General features: G+C 72.0%; 17 protein-coding genes. 9 read left to right on the forward strand and 8 right to left on the reverse strand.

Annotated features, from left to right (window positions below; all coding sequences use genetic code 11):
* The first annotated feature begins 38 nt into the window (after positions 1-38).
* Positions 39-356: a MerR family transcriptional regulator gene (locus IE231_RS06455; protein ID WP_189693124.1), complete on the forward strand. Its 318-nt coding sequence runs from the start codon at positions 39-41 to the stop codon at positions 354-356.
* A 104-nt stretch (positions 357-460) separates the two neighbouring features.
* Here IE231_RS06455 and IE231_RS06460 read toward each other — a convergent pair whose 3' ends face one another.
* Both IE231_RS06460 and IE231_RS06465 read right to left on the reverse strand, forming a co-directional pair.
* Entirely contained in the window at positions 461-724 is a 264-nt protein-coding gene (locus tag IE231_RS06460) for a GlsB/YeaQ/YmgE family stress response membrane protein (protein WP_189693125.1), read from the reverse strand.
* Positions 725-890: 166 nt separating this feature from the next.
* Complete coding sequence (locus IE231_RS06465) at positions 891-1,214, reverse strand: PLD nuclease N-terminal domain-containing protein (protein WP_189693126.1); 324 nt, start codon at positions 1,212-1,214, stop codon at positions 891-893.
* A 118-nt stretch (positions 1,215-1,332) separates the two neighbouring features.
* Here IE231_RS06465 and IE231_RS06470 point away from each other — a divergent pair, with 118 nt between their 5' ends.
* Complete coding sequence (locus tag IE231_RS06470) at positions 1,333-2,418, forward strand: inositol-3-phosphate synthase (RefSeq protein ID WP_189693127.1); 1,086 nt, start codon at positions 1,333-1,335, stop codon at positions 2,416-2,418.
* 78 nt (positions 2,419-2,496) lie between these two features.
* On the opposite strand, the gene IE231_RS06475 is transcribed toward IE231_RS06470, so the two are convergent.
* Both IE231_RS06475 and mshA read right to left on the reverse strand, forming a co-directional pair.
* Positions 2,497-4,212 (reverse strand): formate--tetrahydrofolate ligase, encoded by a 1,716-nt coding sequence (locus IE231_RS06475; protein ID WP_189693128.1) that lies wholly within the window; start codon positions 4,210-4,212, stop codon positions 2,497-2,499.
* Between the two features lie 43 nt (positions 4,213-4,255).
* Entirely contained in the window at positions 4,256-5,479 is a 1,224-nt protein-coding gene (gene mshA / locus IE231_RS06480) for a D-inositol-3-phosphate glycosyltransferase (protein WP_189693300.1), read from the reverse strand.
* A gap of 183 nt (positions 5,480-5,662) precedes the next feature.
* Here mshA and alr point away from each other — a divergent pair, with 183 nt between their 5' ends.
* From alr to tsaD, 5 genes are all read left to right on the forward strand, one after another.
* Positions 5,663-6,841, forward strand: coding sequence for an alanine racemase (gene alr, locus IE231_RS06485; protein WP_374189419.1), 1,179 nt, complete (start codon positions 5,663-5,665; stop codon positions 6,839-6,841).
* Positions 6,838-7,500, forward strand: a complete 663-nt coding sequence (gene tsaE, locus IE231_RS06490) for a tRNA (adenosine(37)-N6)-threonylcarbamoyltransferase complex ATPase subunit type 1 TsaE (RefSeq protein WP_189693129.1) — start codon at positions 6,838-6,840, stop codon at positions 7,498-7,500. Before alr ends, tsaE begins: the two co-directional genes overlap by 4 nt.
* Positions 7,497-8,270 carry a tRNA (adenosine(37)-N6)-threonylcarbamoyltransferase complex dimerization subunit type 1 TsaB gene (gene tsaB, locus IE231_RS06495; RefSeq protein ID WP_189693130.1) on the forward strand — a complete coding sequence of 258 codons (774 nt, stop codon included), beginning with the start codon at positions 7,497-7,499 and terminating at the stop codon, positions 8,268-8,270. Before tsaE ends, tsaB begins: the two co-directional genes overlap by 4 nt.
* A gap of 83 nt (positions 8,271-8,353) precedes the next feature.
* A complete protein-coding gene (rimI, locus tag IE231_RS06500; RefSeq protein WP_189693302.1) occupies positions 8,354-8,833 on the forward strand; it encodes a ribosomal protein S18-alanine N-acetyltransferase in 480 nt (159 codons plus the stop codon).
* Entirely contained in the window at positions 8,830-9,909 is a 1,080-nt protein-coding gene (gene tsaD, locus IE231_RS06505) for a tRNA (adenosine(37)-N6)-threonylcarbamoyltransferase complex transferase subunit TsaD (RefSeq protein WP_189693131.1), read from the forward strand. Before rimI ends, tsaD begins: the two co-directional genes overlap by 4 nt.
* A 27-nt stretch (positions 9,910-9,936) precedes the next feature.
* Here the strand turns inward: tsaD and IE231_RS06510 are convergent, their stop codons facing one another.
* The 3 genes from IE231_RS06510 to IE231_RS06520 form a co-directional block, all read right to left on the reverse strand.
* Positions 9,937-10,077, reverse strand: coding sequence for a hypothetical protein (locus tag IE231_RS06510; RefSeq protein WP_189693132.1), 141 nt, complete (start codon positions 10,075-10,077; stop codon positions 9,937-9,939).
* A gap of 38 nt (positions 10,078-10,115) precedes the next feature.
* Positions 10,116-11,270 carry a glutamate--cysteine ligase gene (locus IE231_RS06515; protein ID WP_189693303.1) on the reverse strand — a complete coding sequence of 385 codons (1,155 nt, stop codon included), beginning with the start codon at positions 11,268-11,270 and terminating at the stop codon, positions 10,116-10,118.
* A 65-nt stretch (positions 11,271-11,335) separates the two neighbouring features.
* Positions 11,336-12,970 (reverse strand): acyl-CoA dehydrogenase family protein, encoded by a 1,635-nt coding sequence (locus tag IE231_RS06520; protein WP_189693133.1) that lies wholly within the window; start codon positions 12,968-12,970, stop codon positions 11,336-11,338.
* Positions 12,971-13,053: 83 nt separating this feature from the next.
* Between IE231_RS06520 and ykgO the strand changes: the two genes are divergently transcribed.
* Both ykgO and IE231_RS06530 read left to right on the forward strand, forming a co-directional pair.
* Entirely contained in the window at positions 13,054-13,176 is a 123-nt protein-coding gene (gene ykgO, locus IE231_RS06525) for a type B 50S ribosomal protein L36 (protein ID WP_189693134.1), read from the forward strand.
* A gap of 50 nt (positions 13,177-13,226) precedes the next feature.
* Entirely contained in the window at positions 13,227-14,054 is an 828-nt protein-coding gene (locus IE231_RS06530) for a shikimate 5-dehydrogenase (RefSeq protein WP_255429966.1), read from the forward strand.
* A 39-nt stretch (positions 14,055-14,093) separates the two neighbouring features.
* Here the strand turns inward: IE231_RS06530 and IE231_RS06535 are convergent, their stop codons facing one another.
* Positions 14,094-15,317, reverse strand: coding sequence for a THUMP-like domain-containing protein (locus IE231_RS06535; RefSeq protein WP_189693135.1), 1,224 nt, complete (start codon positions 15,315-15,317; stop codon positions 14,094-14,096).
* Positions 15,318-15,359: the final 42 nt, after the last annotated feature.

A 15,359-nucleotide genomic window follows, 5' to 3' on the forward strand; every position in this document is an offset into this window, starting at 1 on the left:
ATCAGCACAGATCAAGTGCTTTTCGAAAGGAAGGTCGAATGGCCCGCGAGCGGCGCTCCTCGGACGGCGTCTATGCCATTTCGGTCGCCGCCGAGCTCTCCGGCATGGCCCTGTCGAGCCTTCGCCTGTACGAGCGCAAGGGCCTGCTGACGCCGTCGCGCACCGATGGCGGCACGCGGCGCTACAGCGAGGACGACGTCGAGCGGCTCGGGCGGATCGCCGGGCTGGTGGAGGCTGGTCTGACGGTCGACGGGATCCGCATCGTGCTCGAGCTCGAAGACGAGAACGCCCGGCTCAAGAGGGAGATCGCCGGCCTGCGGGCAGCGCAGCGGCGCAGCCCGGCGCCGCAGCAGTGACCGCGGCTCACCCGAGGCGCAGCGGCGGCGCTGGGTGCGCGAAAGGGGCCGGCACCGCTGCTGCGGTGCCGGCCTCTCCCGTGTTCCTTTGCGTTCCTCGGCGCCTAGGCGCGTCGCTTCGTGATGAGTCCCCAGATGACCAGGACGATCAGGGCACCGATGATCGCGGTGATCCAGGTGCCGATGTTGAAGAAGCCGTTGATCGAGTTGCTTCCGAAGATGAGGCTTGAGAGGAAGCCGCCGAGGAGGGCCCCGACGACACCGAGGACAAGGGTGGCGATCCAGCCGCCCCCTTGCCGGCCGGGCAGGATCGCCTTCGCGATCGCGCCGGCGATGAGACCGAGAATGATCCAACCGATAATGCCCACGTCTTCTCCTTGTATGGGGTCGATCATGACTAGAACTGATAGGTGCGTTTGGGTCTAGCTCCTCAGTCCTAGCACGGGCCCTACTGGCCGGTCACGTTCGCCGCGGCGGTGTCACCGGATCTTAATGACGGCACAGTTCGGTAACGGGGCGGTCCTCGTCTCGGCGCTAGCCGAGCTTCTTGCCGAGGGAGACGCCCAGGGAGGTCTTCATGCCGGCCGTGGAAGCGTCGCTTCCGGTGCCCTTGGTGACCTTCGTCGGGACCGGCTTGCGGCCCACGAGGAAGTACGCGATCGGTCCGATGGTGTTGATGAACGTTGCTCCGGCCCAGGCGAGCTTGGGTCCATTGACCTGGTCGGCTGGGCGCTTGGCGATGTCCCGCAGCGCCAGGGCCTGCAGCGTGAGCTGGACAGCTGCCCCCACCACCACCCCGAATCGCTGCCCGCCGCTGAGCTCTGCCCACTTCTTCTTCTTCGCTGTGTTTCGTCCCATGGGGCCCAGTCTAGGGAGCCGCGTCGGGTTGGAGGAGGACCGTGGATAGGATGGAGTGCCGCGGCACGCAGGGAAGCACGTCAGCGAGGCGCCGCGGGACGACGTGATGAGGAGTGCCGTGTCCGAGAAGAAGATCCGTGTAGCCATCGTGGGCGTGGGGAACTGCGCCGCCTCCCTCGTGCAGGGGGTGCAGTACTACCGCGATGCAGACCCGAACGATACGGTCCCCGGGCTCATGCACGTGACGTTCGGCGACTACCACGTCGGGTCCCTCGAGTTCGTGGCCGCGTTCGACGTGGACGGGAAGAAGGTCGGGTTCGACCTCGCCGACGCGATCGGCGCGAGCGAGAACAACACCATCAAGATCGCCGAGGTGCCGCCGACCGGCGTGACCGTCCAGCGTGGCCACACCCTCGACGGGCTCGGCAAGTACTACCTCGAGACCATCGAGGAGTCCCCGGAGGAGCCGGTGGATGTGGTGGCGGCCCTCCGCAAGGCCCATGCGGACGTGCTGGTCTGCTACCTGCCCGTGGGGTCGGACAAGGCCGCGAAGTTCTACGCCCAGTGCGCGATCGACGCCGGCGTGGCGTTCGTCAATGCGCTTCCCGTGTTCATCGCCGGGACCCCGGAGTGGGCCGCGAAGTTCACCGAGGCCGGCGTGCCGATCGTGGGCGATGACATCAAGAGCCAGATCGGTGCCACGATCACGCACCGCGTGCTCGCGAAGCTGTTCGAAGACCGCGGGGTCACCGTGGACCGCACGTACCAGCTCAACGTGGGCGGCAACATGGACTTCAAGAACATGCTCGAGCGCGAGCGCCTGCAGTCCAAGAAGATCTCCAAGACCCAGGCGGTGACCTCCAACGTCGAGGCGGAGCTCGCCGAGCGTGACGTCCACATCGGTCCGTCCGACTACGTGGCCTGGCTCGACGACCGCAAGTGGGCCTTCGTCCGCCTCGAGGGCCGCAACTTCGGCGACGCCCCCGTCTCGCTCGAGTACAAGCTCGAGGTCTGGGACTCGCCGAACTCGGCCGGTGTCATCATCGACGCCGTGCGCGCCGCGAAGATCGCCCTCGACCGGGGCATCGGCGGCCCGCTGATCTCCCCGAGCGCGTACTTCATGAAGTCCCCGCCCGTGCAGAAGAACGACGACGCCGCGCGCGCCGACGTCGAGGCCTACATCCGGGGCGAGCTCGAGCGCTGACGCCCGCACGCACGACGGCGCGTTGCCCGCCCACTGCGGCGGGCACGCGCCGTCGTGGGTCTGCAGCCCGAGGGCGTCTCAGAACAGTCCGACGACCTGGCCGTCCTCGTCGAGGTCCATCCGCATCGCAGCCGGGACCTTCGGCAGCCCCGGCATCGTCATGAGAGAGCCCGTGACGGCCACGATGAATCCCGCGCCTGTGCGCGGCCAGAGCTCCCGCACGTGGACGATGAAGCCCTCTGGTGCGCCGAGCAGGCTCGGATCGTCGGAGAACGAGTACTGCGTCTTCGCCATGCAGACCGGGAAGCCGTCCCAGCCGTTGTCGTGGACCTGCTTCAGGGTCTTCGTCGCCGCCTCCGAGAACTCGACCGCTGCCCCGCGGTAGACCTCGCGGACCACCGTCAGGATCTTCTCCTCGACGCTCAGCTCGAGCGGGTACAGCGGGTGGGCGGTGCCCGGGTGCTCGAGCGCGGCGAGCACTTCCCGCGCGAGGTCGTCGCCGCCGTCGCCCCCGCCTCCCCGACCCCAGACGTCCGCCACCGCGACGCGCACGCCCGCTTCCCGGCACAGGCGCACGACGGCGTCGAGTTCCTCGGGCGCGTCGCTCACGAACGCGTTGACCGCCACCACGGGCTCGAGCCCGAACTTGCGCACGTTCTCGACGTGCCTGGCGAGATTGGCGAAGCCGCGCTCGAGCGCGCCGACATCGGGCGTCTTGAGCGCGTCCACGGCCACGCCGCCGTGCATCTTCAGCGCCCGCACGGTGGCCACGACCACGACGGCCGAGGGGGCGACGTCCGCCGCGCGCGACTTGATGTCGAGGAACTTCTCGGCCCCCAGGTCCGCCCCGAAGCCGGCCTCGGTGACCACGATGTCGGCAAGCCGGCGCGCCGTCGTGGTCGCGAGGGCCGAATTGCAGCCGTGGGCGATGTTCGCGAAGGGCCCGCCGTGGACGAGCGCGGGCGTTCCCGCGATGGTCTGGACGAGGTTCGGCTTGATCGCGTCCTTGAGGAGCATGGCCATGACGCCTCCCGCACCGAGTTCGGCGACGGTGAGCGGCCTGCGGTCGTAGGTGTAGCCGAAGGTGATGCGGCCCAGCCGCTCCTTGAGGTCCGTCACCGAGGAGGCGAGGCAGAACACGGCCATGACCTCGGAGGCGACCGTGATGTCGAACCCCGCCTCCCGCGGGACGCCTTGGGCCGCGCCGCCGAGGCCGATGACGATCTGGCGGAGTGAACGGTCGTTCATGTCCATGACCCGCTTGAACGTCACCCGCCGCGGGTCGATGCCGAGCGCGTTGCCCTGGAAGATGTGGTTGTCGATCAGCGCGCAGAGGGCGTTGTTCGCCGCCGTGATGGCGTGGAAGTCGCCGGTGAAGTGGAGGTTGATGTCCTCCATCGGCAGGACCTGGGACTTGCCGCCGCCGGTCGCACCGCCCTTCATGCCTAGGATCGGGCCCAGGCTGGGCTCGCGGATCGCGATCATGGTGCGCTTGCCCGCGCGGGCCAAGGAGTCCGCCAGGCCCACGGTGAGCGTCGACTTGCCCTCCCCGGCCGGGGTGGGCGAGATCGCCGTGACGAGCACCACCTGTCCGTGCCGGTCCGCGTCGGGGAGGCGGCCGACGTCGATCTTCGCCTTGTACCGGCCGTACAGCTCGAGCGCGTCTTCGGGGATGCCCACCTCCTCGGCGATCTGCGCGATCGGGCGCAGCGTTGCCGCGCGGGCGATCTCGAGGTCATTGGGCAGGGGTGAGCCCGGATGCGGTGCGCTGGGCGTCGATGCCGTGGCGGTCATGGCGCCACCCTACCCCGCAGGGGACGCGGGGGAGCGGAGTGGGTCAGCCGAGAGTTGCAGGCGCCTGTTCGCGCAGGGCCGTGCGGTACGCGGCCCGCGTGCCCTCGGCCGTCTCCTCCCAGCCGAAGCGCTCGGCGTAGATGGACGCGGCGCGGCCCAGATCCCACCGGGTCTCGGGATCGTCGTGCAGCTGCTCGAGGACCGCCGCCCACCGCGACGGCTCGTGCCCATCCACGAGGAAGCCCGTGCGCCCGTCGCACACTGCGCGCGTGAGCCCACCCACGCGGGCGGCGACGACCGGCGTTCCGCACGCCTGCGCCTCGAGCGCCACGAGCCCGAACGACTCCGAGAAGCTCGGCATGGCCACCACGTCCGCAGACCGGTACCACTCGGCGAGCTCCGCGGCGGGCACGGGCGGCAGCCTCCGCACGCGGTCGCCCAGTCCCTCCGCCTCCGCCAGCAGGTCCAGGTCCAGCCCGGCGGATCCGCTCGGCGCCCCCACGACCGTGACGCGCAGCGGGATGTCGGGCCGGCGCCGCCGCAGCTCGGCCGCCGCGGCGACGAGCACCTGGGGGCCCTTGAGCCGCTGGATCCGCCCCGCGAACAGCACATGGAAGTCCGCGGCCCGAACACCGCGCCCCATCCGTGACCGTCCCCGGAACGCCGGCCGGAACACGTCGAGGTCCACGCCCGGGGAGACCACGTCGATGCGGTCGTCATCCACCCCGTAGTGGCGCACGAGCTCGTCCCGCTCCATCGCGGTGTTGGCGGTGAACCGCGCAGCCTCGTCCGCGAGGCGCTGCTCCCCGCGCTCGCGGTTGGAGGGCTCCGGCACGTCGCCGGCGGCAAGGTGCAGGTTCTTGACCCGGGCCATCGTGTGCATCGTGTGCACGAGCGGAACGCCCAGCTCGCGAGACACTTCCAGCCCCGCCATCCCCGAGACCCAGTAGTGGCTGTGGACCACCCTCGGGACCGCGGACTCCCCACCCTCGATCCGTGCGAGCATGCCCGCGGCGAACTCCGCCACGAGCGGGGGCATCTGCTCCTTCGCCAGCCGCCGCAGAGGCCCCGCCTCGACATGGTGGACAAGCACCCCGTCCGCGAGGGGCACAGTCTCCGGCTGCTCCGCTGACGTGGCACGCGTGTAGATGTCCACGCCCAGACCGCCGGCCGCGAGCGCCCGCGCGAGCTGGGACACGTAGACGTTCATCCCGCCCGCGTCCCCGGCCCCGGGCTGCTCGAGCGGGGACGTGTGGAGGGAGATCATCGCCACGCGGTCACGGTGCTGCACGAACCCTAGGCTACGTGCCCCCCGGGCTGCGCCGCCTGCCGAGCGGGAGGGCGCGGGCGCTGAGACGCACGACGCCGGGTGCCCGCCGTCGTGCTCTCGGCGAGTGGGCGGCGGCGGGCGCGTCAGAAGCGCCCGGCGCGCCGCGAGTAGACTCTGGGCGTGACTTCCGAGGCTTCCCCCGACACTTCCAGCATGCCCGCCGTCCGTCTTCCCGAGCGCGCCGCGGTGGTGGATCTGGACGCGATCCGCCACAACGTGGCAACCGTCCGCAGGGTTGCGGAGCCGGCCAGGGTGATGGCCGTGGTGAAGGCCGACGGGTACGGGCACGGCGCCACGCGGGTGGCGCGGGCAGCGCTCGAGGCAGGAGCGTCCTGGCTCGGCGTCGCGCACATCAGCGAGGCCCTCGCGCTGCGCGCAGCGGGCATCGACGCACCGATCCTCGCGTGGCTCCACACCCCGGACTCCAACTTCTCCGCGGCGGTCGCCGCCGGCATCGACCTCGGCTGCTCGGGATGGGAGCTCGACGCCATCGTCGCGGCCGCCCGCGAGCAGGAGCGCCCGGCCAGGATCCACCTGAAGATCGACACCGGTCTCGGCCGCAACGGCGTCACGGCCGACCGCTGGGAGTCGGTGGTGGGCGAGGCCGTCGAGTACCAGGACGAGGGGCTCCTGCGCGTCGTCGGGGTCTTCAGCCACCTCGCGGTCGCGGACGAGCCGACGCGCCCCGAGACGGACGACCAGCTTGAGGCGTTCCGCGATGCCATCGCGCTCGCGGAGGACGCCGGCTGCGACCTCGAGGTGCGCCACATCGCCAACTCGCCGGCGATCTTCTCCCGCCCCGACGCCCATTTCGAGCTGGTGCGAGCCGGGATCTCCATCTACGGACTCTCGCCGTTCGCCGACCAGACCGCCGCGGACCTCGGCCTCCGGCCCGCGATGACCCTGCGGGCCACGCTGTCTCAGGCCAAGCGCGTGCCTGCCGACCAGGGCGTGAGCTACGGGCTGCTCTACCGCACGCCGTCCGCGGGGACGCTCGGGCTCGTGCCGCTCGGGTACGCCGATGGCGTTCCCCGCACCTCCGAGCGTGGGCCGGTGCGGATTGCCGGACGCACCTACCCCGTGGTGGGGCGTGTGGCGATGGACCAGATCGTCGTGGACCTCGGGGCCGACGCCGATCCCGAGGCCCTCCTCGGGGCAGAGGCCGTGCTCTTCGGCAACGGCGAGGACGGCGGTCCCACCGCGGACGACTGGGCCCGCGCCACCCAGACCATCAACTACGAGATCGTCACCAGGATCAGCGGGCGCGTGCCCCGCGTCTATGTGGGGGACGGCGCGTGAGTCCGGCTGCGACGGGTTCACCCGGCCCCGCTGCGGACGCCCCCGAGTGGGAGGCCGCCTTCGCGCCCGCCTCCGCCGAGGAGACGCAGGCGATCGGCGAGGCCCTCGGCCGCGAGCTCGAAGCCGGTGACCTCGTGGTACTGACCGGCGAGCTCGGCGCCGGCAAGACCACCTTCACCCAGGGCCTCGGCGAGGGCCTCGGCGTGCGGCCGGGCATCATCTCGCCCACCTTCGTGCTCGTGCGCATCCACCCCAACCTCGTCCACGGGCCGCGCCCCGGCGGCCCGGACCTGGTCCACGTCGACGCCTACCGGCTCAGCGGCCAGGGCGAAGTCGCCGACCTCGACCTCGAGAACTGGGCCGACACGGCCGTGACCGTGGTCGAGTGGGGGCGCGGGCTGATCGAGGACCTCTCCGACAGCCGGCTGGACATCGAGCTGCGGCGCCCGGCAGCGCCTCCCGCGCCGTCAGCCGCAGAGTCAGCCTCCGAGGCGGGCTCCCCCGAGGCGGGCCTGACGCTGGACTTCGACACCGAGGACGACGACGAGCCACGGCTCGTGCTCATCCGCGCCTTCGGCCCGCGCTGGGCCCGTGGCCCGCGGATCGCCTGGCCGGCCGTCGAGCGGGTCGATCCCGCCGGGATGGGGGAGGCCCGGTGATCCTCCTGGCCATCGACACCTCCGCGATCGCCTCCGCCGCGCTGATCCGCAGCCACGCCGCCGAGCCCGGGGCGGCCGGCGCGTCCGGTGCGTCCGGTGCGTCCGGGTCGGCCGGCGCTCCCGGGGCGCCCGACGCGTCCGGCGCGGCCGTCTTGGCCGCCTTCGCCACCGAGGACACCCGCTCGCACGCCGAGGTCCTCGCCCCCGGCATCCAGGCGCTCCTCGCAGAGCAGGGGATCGGGCCGGGCGGAATCGACCGGATCGTCGTCGGCGTGGGACCCGGGCCGTTCACGGGTCTGCGCTCCGGAATCGTCACGGCCCGTGCACTGGCGTTCGCATGGGGCGTGCCGCTCGATGGCCTCATGAGCCTCGACGCGCTTGCCTGGGACGTTGTCTCGGCCGAGACCCCGCAGCCCTCGGCGCACCCGGCACCTGAGTTCGTCGCCGCCATCGACGCCCGTCGCAAGGAGCTCTACTGGGCCCGGTACACCTCGGACGCGACTCTGCTCGACGGACCCCATGTCACGAGGCCGGTCGACCTGCCGGGCCTGCCCGTCTACGGCGCCGGGGCCGGGCTGTACCCGGAGCAGCTCGCCGACGCGGGCGCCACCGTGGCGGAGGGCTTCGAGACCGCCCAGCCGACCGCCGCGTCCCTCGGCCTCGCCGCCGCCGCCCGCCTCGCGGCCGGCGGCACGCTGCTGGACACCACTCCGCTGTACCTGCGCGAGTCGGACGCGCAGGTCCCGGGGCCACGAAAGAAGGCGCTGTGAGCGGCGGAGCGGGGGATCCGGGGACGAGTGCCGCTGCGCCGCGGGGACGGCGGCCGCTGCCGCCCGGCGTCGTGCTCCGCGACATGACCGAGGCGGACGTGCCCGCCGTGCACGCGCTCGAGGAGGCGCTCTTCCCGGTCGACGCGTGGCCCGAGCAGGCGTTCCGCGACGAGCTGTCCCAGCCCGAGACCCGCCGCTACTGCGTCGCGGAGGAGGCCGACCCCGGCGGCCCGAGGATCGTGGCCTACGCGGGGCTCATGGCCGTGGCGCCCATAGCGGACGTCCAGACGATCGCGGTCGTTCCGGAGCGCGAGGGGCGTGGCATCGGCTCCGCCCTGCTGACCGAGCTCATCGCCGAAGCCGGGCGCCGGGGCGCCGCGGACGTGCTCCTCGAGGTCCGAGCGGACAACCCGCGCGCCCAGGAGCTGTACCGCCGGTTCGGCTTCACCCACATCCACACCCGCCGGCGCTACTACCGCGACGGCGTGGACGCGCTCATCATGCAGCTGCCGCTGCACGCCGGGGTGGAACCGGCCCGGGCAGCGGAAGGAGAGGCAGAGTGAACCGCCAGGAGCCCCTGGTCCTCGGGATCGAGTCCTCGTGCGACGAGACTGGCGTGGGGATCGTGCGGGGGACCACGCTGCTCGCCAACACCGTCTCCTCCTCCATGGACGAGCACGTGCGGTTCGGCGGCGTGATCCCGGAGATTGCCTCCCGCGCCCATCTCGACGCCCTCGTGCCGACCCTGCGCGAGGCGCTGGACACCGCAGGCGTGGCGCTCGAGGACGTCGACGCGCTCGCCGTGACCAGCGGGCCGGGGCTCGCCGGGGCCCTCATGGTCGGCGTGTGCGGGGCGAAGGCCCTCGCCGTCGCGACGGGGAAGCCGCTCTACGCCGTGAACCACCTCGTGGCCCACGTGGGCGTCGGGCTGCTGGACGGCGGCGTGTACGACGGCGAGCTCCCGCCCGACCTCGGCGCCCTCCTGGTCTCGGGCGGCCACACCGAAGTGCTGCGCGTGCGCAATCTTGCCGCGGACGTGGAGCTCCTGGGGTCCACGATCGACGACGCGGCCGGCGAGGCCTACGACAAGGTGGCCCGGCTGCTCGGGCTCGGGTACCCCGGAGGCCCTGCGATCGACAGGATCGCCCGGGAGGGGAACCCGAAGGCGATCCGCTTCCCCAGAGGCCTCACCCAGCCCAAGTACATGGGAACCGCCCAGGAACCCGGGCCGCACCGGTACGACTGGTCGTTCTCAGGGCTCAAGACGGCCGTCGCGCGCTGCGTCGAGCAGTTCGAGGCGGCCGGCGAGCCGGTGCCCGTGGCCGATATCGCCGCCTCGTTCCAGGAGGCAGTCGTGGACGTGATTACCTCCAAGGCGATCCTCGCCTGCCGGGAGCAGGGCATCCGCAACCTCCTGCTCGGCGGCGGCGTGGCCGCCAACTCGCGGCTGCGCGCGCTGACCAGGCAGCGCTGCGATGCGGCGGGGATCTCACTGGCGGTGCCGGAGTTCTCCCTCTGCACGGACAACGGCGCCATGGTTGCCGCCCTCGCGGCCCGCGTGATCATGGGCGGCCGCGACCCGAGCGGGCTCGACTTCGCCCCCGAGTCCTCGCTGCCGGTGACCACCGTGAGCATGTAGCCGGCCATGCTGTAGCCGCGTGGAACGTTACCGGCCGGTGCTCCGGGCGATGATCCACTCGATCACGCCATAGGCAGCTGCCGCAGCACCCACCCAGAGCGCGGCCTGCAGATGCGAGGTCACGGCGAGCACCACCGCGACGATCGCGAGGACGAGGATGATCCGCACGGGGGATCGCCGCGTGCGTACAGGTCGCTGCGACGCCATCACCGCTCGAGCGCCGCGTAGCCCTCGCGCATGAGGCGTGCCTCCTCGAGCACGACGGCGCGCAGGTCGCCGCCGTTGGCCTCGGCCACCCGCCGTTGGCGCTGGTACCCGGCGCCACGCCGCATGATGCCCTCGATGTCCCGCAGTTCCTCGGAGCAGCCGAGGTCTGCGGCGATGGGGGAGAGCCGGTCCAGGGTCTCCGCGAGATGTTCCGTGACGAGCTTCTCGTTGCCGTCGGCGTCGAGGATGATGATGGCGTCCAGGCCGTAGCGGGCGGAGCGCCACTTGTTCTCCTGCACGTGCCACGGAGGCATGGTCGGGATGGCATGCCCGGCGTCGAGGGCGCGGGACGCCTCCTCCACGAGGCACTGGGTGAGCGCGGCGATGGCGCCGATCTCCTCGAGGGTGGAGAGGCCGTCGCACACGCGCATCTCGATGGTTCCGAGCCTCGGCACGGGGCGGATGTCCCAGCGGATCTCGTTGATCATGTCGATCACGCCGGTCTTGAGCATGTCCCCGACGTAGTGTTCGAAGCCCGCCCAGTCCTCGAACTGGAACGGCAGCCCTGCCGTGGGGAGCTGCTGGAACATGAGGGCGCGCTGGGAGGCGTATCCGGTGTCCTCGCCGCTCCAGAACGGGCTTGAGGCGGAGAGCGCCTGGAAGTGCGGGAAGTAGTTGACGAGTGCATCCAAGACGGGCATGGCCTTGTCCCGGCGGTCGAGGCCCACGTGCACGTGGACGCCGTAGATCACCATCTGCCGCCCCCACCACTGGGTGCGGTCGATGAGCTTCGCGTACCGCTCCTTGTCGGTGACGGGCTGCAGCCGCGGCTGGCTGAACGGGTGGCTCCCCGCGCAGAACAGCTCGACCCCGATCCGGTCCGTCACGGTCCGCACTGAGGCCAGCGACTCCGCAAGGTCACCGGTCGCACCCCGCACGGTGTCGTGCACGCCGCTCACGAGCTCCACAGTGTTCAGGAGGAGCTCCTGGTGGATCCTGGGCGTGTCGCCGAAGAGGGCGGGCTGCTCGGCGGCGAGCCGCTCGAGGACCTGCGGCGCGAGGGAGACGAGCTCGCCGCCGTGCTTGTCGACGAGCGCCAGCTCCCACTCGAGGCCGATGGTGGACTGCCGGGACTGGGCGAAGTCGATCTTCAGGGTGCGGCTCCCCAGGTCAGGCCGGCCGGGCCGGCGGCGTGCACGAGTCCTCACAGTTTACGGCCCTACGCGCGGGCGAGGATCGCGCGGACGCGCGCCGAGTCGGGCAGACACCCGTACCCCAGGCCGCGGCCGGGGCCGAGGCGGGCGGCGATGAACGCCTCCGCGACGGCGGGCTCACCCTCCAGCAGCAGCGTGGCCTGCAGCGCCAGTGCGAGCGTCTCGGCGAGCCGCCGCGCCCACGCCTGGGCCTCGCCGGGCTCGCGCGCGGCGTCGGCCATGAGGGCCAGGGCCTGCTCGAGGTGCGCGTCGAGTGCAGTGTCGGCGCCGCGGTGCCGTTCGAGCTCCTCGCCCAGCGCCTCGGCGGCCTCGGGCTCGCGGGTCAGCGCCCGCAGCACGTCGAGCGCCACGACGTTCCCGGAGCCTTCCCAGATCGCCATGACCGGCTGCTCCCGATACCGCATGGCCAGCGGGAAGTCCTCGGTGTAGCCGTTGCCCCCGAGGCACTCGAGCGCCTCGGCCGCGTGCCCGGGTCCCCTCTTGCAGACCCAGTACTTGCCCACGGCCGTCGCGATCCGGGCGAACGGCTGCTCGCGCCGGGCGTCCGAGGAGCGGCGCACCCCGGCCAGCCACACGGCGTCGTCCGCCGCTGCGAGCCTCAGTCCGAGAGCCACCGCACCCTCGTACTCGAGCGCAAGGTCCGCGAGGACCGCCGCCATCGCCGGCTGGTCCGCGAGCAGCCGCCCGAACGCGCGCCGGTGCCGCGCGTGCCAGACGGCCTCCGCCACCGCCTGCCGCATCCCCGCGGCCGTGCCGAGGATGCAGTCGAGGCGGGTCTCGTGGACCATCTCGATGATGGTGCGCACCCCCCGCCCGGGCTCGCCCAGGCGCCACCCGAGGGTATCGGCGAACTCGACTTCGGCCGAGGCGTTGGCCCGGTTCCCGAGCTTCGACTTGAGGCGGATGAGGTGGAAGGGATTCCGCGCGCCGTCCTCGAGCACCCGCGGGACGAGGAAGCACGTGAGGCCCTCGGGCTCCTGCGCGAGGACGAGGAATGCGTCGCTCATGGGAGCGGAGCAGAACCACTTGGCGCCGGTGATGAGGGCTGTGCCGTCGCCGAGGTCGCGAGCCGCGGTCGTGTTGGCCCGCACATCGGAGCCGCCCTGCCTCTCGGTCATCGCCATCCCCACGAGCGCGCCCGGCTTGCGCCCGGCCGGCACGAGGCGCGGCTCGTAGCCGTCGCCGTAGAGGCGGGGGAGCCAGACGCGGGCGACGTCGGGCTGCCGGGCCACGGCGGGCACGGCGGCGTGCGTCATCGAGATGGGGCACGCATGGCCCGGCTCCACTTGGGCGAAGAGCATGAACGCCGCCGCGCGCGCCACATGGGCTCCCGGCCGCGGGTCCGCCCACGCCGATGTATGGGCGCCGTGGGCAACGGCGTCGGCGATGACGTGGTGGTAGGCGGGGTGGTATTCGACCTCGTCTAGCCGGTCGCCGTAGCGGTCGAGCGCGTGGAGGAGGGGCGGATGCTCGTTCGCCAGGCGGGCGTTCGCCGCGAACTCGGCCGAGCCCACGAGCCGCCCCACCGGGGCCAGCTCGGAGGCTGCCCAGCTGGCACCGAAGCGGCGGATGCCGTCGATGAGGGCGGCGTTCGCCGAGAACTCATCGACGTCCGCCCGCGGGGGAGCCTGGTTCAGCATGCTCCCATTGGACACCGCGGGAATGCGGACGGGCCAGTGGACGTTGTTGAGGATGGTTCTCAGAAACGATCGGAAGGAGCACCATGAAGGTCCGCAATTCCCTGCACGCGCTCAAGAGCATCCCGGGCGCCCAGATCGTCCGCCGGCGCGGCAGGACGTTCGTGATCAACAAGAAGAATCCGCGGATGAAGGCCCGTCAGGGCTGACGCCCCGCGGCGCAGCGGTGGGATCGGCACGGCGCACTACGCTTGGTGCCGTGCCGATCCTCAACAAAGACATGACGCTGTGCATCTCCCTCTCGGCGCGGCCGAGCAACAACGGGACGCGCTTCCACAACTACCTCTACGAGGCCCTCGGCCTGAACTGGATCTACAAGGCGTTCGCGCCCACCGACCTCGCCCAGGCGATCGCCGGGGTCCGCGGGCTCGGCATCCGCGGCTGCGCCGTGTCGATGCCGTACAAGGAGGATGTCATTGCCCTCGTCGACCGCATGGACTCCTCGGCGGCGGCGATCGACTCGGTCAACACCATCGTCAACGACTCCGGGGTCCTCACCGCCTACAACACGGACTACACGGCCATCGCCCAGCTGATCGCCCGCGCAGCGCACGACGGCGCGCTCTCGCCTGAGTGGTCGGTCCTCCTCCGCGGCTCGGGCGGCATGGCGAAGGCGACCGCGGCGGCGTTCCGCGATGCGGGTTTCCGCGACGTGACCATCGTGGCGCGCAACGAGTCCACGGGCCGGGCGCTCGCGGACCTGTACGGCTTCGCGTGGCGCGCGGAGGCCGGGGACAGCGCGGACGTCCTGGTGAACGTCACCCCGATCGGCATGGCCGGCGGGCCCGACGCGGAGTCACTCTCCTTCTCCCACGACGCCATCGAGGCGGCGCGCCTGGTGTTCGACGTCGTCGCGCTCCCCGCCGAGACGCCACTGGTCCGCGCCGCGCGCGCGGCCGGCAAGCCGGTCATCTCGGGTGCCGAGGTCATGACGATCCAGGCGCTCGAGCAGTTCGTCCTCTACACGGGCATGCGGCCCAGCGACGAGCAGGTGCGGGCGGCGGAGGAGTTCATGCGGGCCCAGTGAGCCGGGCCTGCCCAGGCAGGTGGCCGGCCAGCCGGAGCCTCAGAGGGGCTCCACGACGGCTGCCACGCGGTCCTCGCCGATGCGGGTGAGCACGAGCGTGGCGCGCTTGGCCGCACCCTTGCGCTGCCCCGAGAGCAGGAGCCGGCGGAGTTCCTCGGGGGTGACTGCGGCGCCCCGCTTCTTGATGTCCAGCACGCCGATCCCCTCACTGCGCACCCACGCACGCAGTGCCTTGACGTTGTAGGGCCGGACCTCCAGCACCCGGTAGCCCTTCGCGAAGGGCGTGTCCACAGGCTCGGGCGCGCAGATGTAGGCGATGTGGGGGTCCACGAGATGCCCCCCGAGCCGCTCGGCGAGCTCGGCCACGAGCCCAGCGCGGATCACGGCGCCGTCGGGCTCGTAGAGGAAGCCGGCCAGCGGGCCGATCTGCGGCTGGGCACCCTGGCCGAAGTCGGTCTCGGCGACGAGCTCGGCCACGCCGTCGTGCCCAAGGAGCAGGGCCGAACGCCGCACGGTGGGCCGGCGCAGGCCGTTGAAGTACAGGGCCACCTCGGCGACGTCCCCGTTGACGGACACCCACTGCGCCTCGCACCCGGCCGGGATGGACGCGTGCGGCATGCCGGGGCCGAGCTTCACGCCGACGGGCAGTCCGCGCGCGGCGAGCCCTTCGACGAAGCTCAGCGGCGGGGAGAACTCCTCCGGGTCCCACAGCCGCGTGGTGCCCGATGAAGAGGTCTCGCGGCGCGCCGGGTCGAGCCAGACCCCGTCCACCCCCTCGAGCGCCACGGACTGCGCGTCCGCATGGACCACCCGGGCCTGGGGGAACGGCATGAGGTTCATGGTCGCGCACGCAGCGGTCGTCTCGTCGACCTCCACGGCGGTCACCTCGAGGTCGAGCGATGCCATGGCCATGGCGTCCGCCCCCAGCCCGCACCCGAGATCCGCCACGTGGCGGACCCCGGCATCGACGAACCGGCGGGCGTGGCGGGCCGCCACGGAGAGGCGCGTGGCCTGCTCGAGGCCCGCACGGGTGAACAGCATCCGCGAGGCGAACTCGCCGAACTTCGCCTCCGCCCGGACGCGCAGGCGCGCCTGGGAGAGGACGGCGGCCACGAGCTCGGGGGAGTGGCCCGCCTTGCGCATGCGCGTGGTGAGAGCGAGCGCGTCCTCCTCGCGGTAGGGGCCGAGCGAGTTGACGAGGGCCCAGCCCTCCGGCGTCAGCAGGGGCGCCAGCTGCTCGGGGGCGGGATTGTCGTGGGGCATGCAATCCAGCGTAGTGTCCCGCGCGTGCCGCTCGCGGCGGGG

Source organism: Sinomonas cellulolyticus (genome assembly GCF_014656475.1).
In the GTDB taxonomy this organism is placed as follows: domain Bacteria; phylum Actinomycetota; class Actinomycetes; order Actinomycetales; family Micrococcaceae; genus Sinomonas; species Sinomonas cellulolyticus.

Coding starts and splice junctions, on each gene's coding strand:
- IE231_RS06455 (WP_189693124.1), top strand. CDS start 39: ATGGCCCGCGAGCGGCGCTCCTCGGACGGCGTCTATGCCATTTCGGTC.
- IE231_RS06465 (WP_189693126.1), bottom strand. CDS start 1,214: ATGGGACGAAACACAGCGAAGAAGAAGAAGTGGGCAGAGCTCAGCGGC.
- IE231_RS06475 (WP_189693128.1), bottom strand. CDS start 4,212: ATGACCGCCACGGCATCGACGCCCAGCGCACCGCATCCGGGCTCACCC.
- mshA (WP_189693300.1), bottom strand. CDS start 5,479: ATGATCTCCCTCCACACGTCCCCGCTCGAGCAGCCCGGGGCCGGGGAC.
- rimI (WP_189693302.1), top strand. CDS start 8,354: ATGACCGAGGCGGACGTGCCCGCCGTGCACGCGCTCGAGGAGGCGCTC.
- IE231_RS06520 (WP_189693133.1), bottom strand. CDS start 12,970: ATGCTGAACCAGGCTCCCCCGCGGGCGGACGTCGATGAGTTCTCGGCG.
- ykgO (WP_189693134.1), top strand. CDS start 13,054: ATGAAGGTCCGCAATTCCCTGCACGCGCTCAAGAGCATCCCGGGCGCC.
- IE231_RS06535 (WP_189693135.1), bottom strand. CDS start 15,317: ATGCCCCACGACAATCCCGCCCCCGAGCAGCTGGCGCCCCTGCTGACG.